Genomic DNA, 2,432 nt, shown 5'->3' on the forward strand with positions numbered 1-2,432 from the left:
GCTCGCGCCACAAGCGCTTTCAGCAGCAGGCGCATTTGCGAAGAAGGGCGGCGAGGGCGACGCATCACCATACACCAACATATGTAGATTTAATGGTCAACCTGCTTTTGGTCCGGGAAGGACGCGCGCCGGAGCGCCCAAGTCGGCTTCGTCCTCGCAGTCCTGCAGCCGGACGAACCATTCAACCGCCGCTTCTTCCGGATCGACCCGTGTCATACGCTTTCCGCCCCCATTGCATGCATGCCCCTTCAGGATGTTGGACGAAGCCATCGTTCGCGCGCCGCACGCGCTTTTCGCATCGCGCTGCATTATCGGCCGAGCGTCGCCATCAGATGCCGCAGGGCGCGCATCATGTGCTTTTCGATCAGGCTTTGGAAACGCCCATCTGCGCCGCCACCTCGGCATGTGACAGGCCCTCCAGCTTGTGAAGCCGGAAGCTGCGCTGGACTCCTTCGGGCAGTTCCGCCAGCGCCGCCTCCATGCGGCGCACCTAGTCGCGCGCGATCAGCGCCTCGTCGGCGGCGACCGTGTCGCTCCCATCCTCACCGCCGGGAGTGAGGACATGATGGGTGTTGCGCCAGGCATGATCGCGCGCCGCCCGCACCTGGCTCTGGCGCAGCCGGTCGAGCAGGATGTTGTTGCTCAGCCGGTACAGATAGCCGCCGGCACTGTGGATCGCGTCCGTCTCTGTAAGTCCGGCGATCCGCACATAGATTTCCTGGACGAGATCTTCCGCGTCGGCATCGCCCACGCGCCGGGCGAAATAGTGCTGCAGCGCCGCCCGCCGTGCGAGGAAGGCCGCCACCAGCGGGGATGGGGTGGACATGGACCGGACTAGCGCCGTTCCGCCGGCGCCGCGATGATCGTGCTTGCGCATAGGTGCGGCGACGGCGGGGGCAAGTACGGTTTGATGCGGGAGGGCGCGGTCGCCCGGTGCGGCTGCAAGGCTCAGTGTCCCAAAAAGTGATGGATCGCGGTGAGGAGCAGCCACCCGATCGCGGCGAACAGCGCCAGGTCCTCCGGTTCGGGGCCGCCAAGGGGATGCAACTGGGCCGCGCACATCCAGCGTTCGGCGCCGAGCTTCCAATCGGGTTTCCTGTCGTAGTGCACGTATCCGCTCCGCCTGTGCCGCCGCGCCGGTCGCGGCGACGATCCGTCCGGAAAAGGGGAAGCGCCCGCCCAAGGGGGGCACGGGCGGGCGCCCACCTCAGCGCTTGGCCGCGGTGACCGGCGGCTTCGCCTTGTCCTGCTTGGCCGGCTTGTGCGGCTTGGGCAGGTGCGACGGGGGAACCGCTTTCTTCGCGGCTTCCGCCGGCTTGGTCGACTGCGCCATCGCAGGCGAGGCAAGGCCGGCGGCAACCAGTGCGGCGGCGAACGTCCATCCGGTAAACTTCGCGGCAGACCCTTCTTCTTGTACGCGGAGCACGCTTGCGTTGTTCGGCATGTCCGATCCCTTGACGAAGCGCCCGTTCGGCCACCGCAACGATCCCGCGCATTTCTTGCGGTCGGTCCCCGCCACCGCAGGCTCGCGACGGGAGCAGGATCTGCCGGCGGCGTACGGCGGCGCGCGCACGGCTTCGTTCTGGCTGCATCCCGGCATCCCGGCATCCCGCCGGGGCGAAAGGATCCACGATGCGCTTTTCCCTTCTCTACGCGGCATCGCTGCTGGCGTCGACGGTCTGCCTGCTTCCGGTCGCGTATGCCCAGCGCTGGAGCCGCGACGCCGCGGTCGCCGGGGCGGTGCATAGATATCGCGAAGGCTATGGCGACGGCGGAACGCGCGGCGATGACTTTGGCAAGTTCCGGCTCGGGAGCACGCTCGACTACACCGCCGCCAATGTCGATGCGGGTGGCCTGAATGCGGGCGGCCTGGTGACGCGGGGCCGCACCAAGACGCTGAGCATCGGCGTGGCCGGCTATTACGACATCGACACCGGCACGCGGCTGCGTCCGTTCGTCGGCGGCGGCATCGATGCGGTGCGCGTGACCGAGCCTACGCCACGACCGGGCAGGGCAGTACCCTTTCCGGGCGCGACTGGGGCGTTCGCTGGCTTGCCGATGCGGGTGTCGGCTACGCGCTGACCGAGAAGACCACCGTCGAGCTCGCCGGCCGCTATGCGCAGAGCTCGGGCTTGGGGATTGCCGGCCGCATGCCGCTTGCCGCCGGCGGCACCACCGCCACCACCTATCAGCCGAAGCTTTCGGCCACCTCGATCACCGTCGGATTGCGCCAGCGCTTCTGACGGTGGGGGCCGGCGGTTACGAGTCCCCCCTGTATCGATCGCAGGCCCCGTTCCCGGGCGCCGCTGCCGTCCCGCCGGCAGCGGCGCTTTGCGTTGGGGCATGACCGTTGCCACGGGGTGCCTACTCGTAACGCTTTCCACAGTGGCTCTTGAGTGCGGTGTGGAGCTTTCAACGTGTTGCGTGTCGTG

5 protein-coding genes are annotated in these 2,432 nt (G+C 67.9%); 1 reads left to right on the top strand and 4 read right to left on the bottom strand.

What is annotated here, in order from left to right:
• Positions 1-364 precede the first annotated feature (364 nt).
• From KK7_RS22155 to KK7_RS22745, 4 genes are all read right to left on the bottom strand, one after another.
• Positions 365-481, bottom strand: coding sequence for a sigma factor-like helix-turn-helix DNA-binding protein (locus KK7_RS22155; RefSeq protein WP_083836150.1), 117 nt, complete (start codon positions 479-481; stop codon positions 365-367).
• Positions 482-490: 9 nt separating this feature from the next.
• Positions 491-826 (bottom strand): RNA polymerase sigma factor, encoded by a 336-nt coding sequence (locus tag KK7_RS21710; RefSeq protein ID WP_158000044.1) that lies wholly within the window; start codon positions 824-826, stop codon positions 491-493.
• 122 nt (positions 827-948) lie between these two features.
• On the bottom strand, positions 949-1,110 hold the full coding sequence (locus KK7_RS23090; RefSeq protein WP_158000045.1) for a hypothetical protein: 162 nt from the start codon (positions 1,108-1,110) through the stop codon (positions 949-951).
• Positions 1,111-1,207: 97 nt separating this feature from the next.
• Positions 1,208-1,444 (bottom strand): hypothetical protein, encoded by a 237-nt coding sequence (locus KK7_RS22745; protein WP_138984009.1) that lies wholly within the window; start codon positions 1,442-1,444, stop codon positions 1,208-1,210.
• Positions 1,445-1,632: 188 nt separating this feature from the next.
• On the opposite strand from KK7_RS22745, the gene KK7_RS0119235 reads away from it, so the two are divergent.
• Complete coding sequence (locus tag KK7_RS0119235; RefSeq protein WP_010546266.1) at positions 1,633-2,082, top strand: hypothetical protein; 450 nt, start codon at positions 1,633-1,635, stop codon at positions 2,080-2,082.
• Positions 2,083-2,432 lie beyond the last annotated feature (350 nt).

The organism is Sphingomonas elodea ATCC 31461 (assembly GCF_000226955.1).
GTDB lineage: Bacteria > Pseudomonadota > Alphaproteobacteria > Sphingomonadales > Sphingomonadaceae > Sphingomonas > Sphingomonas elodea.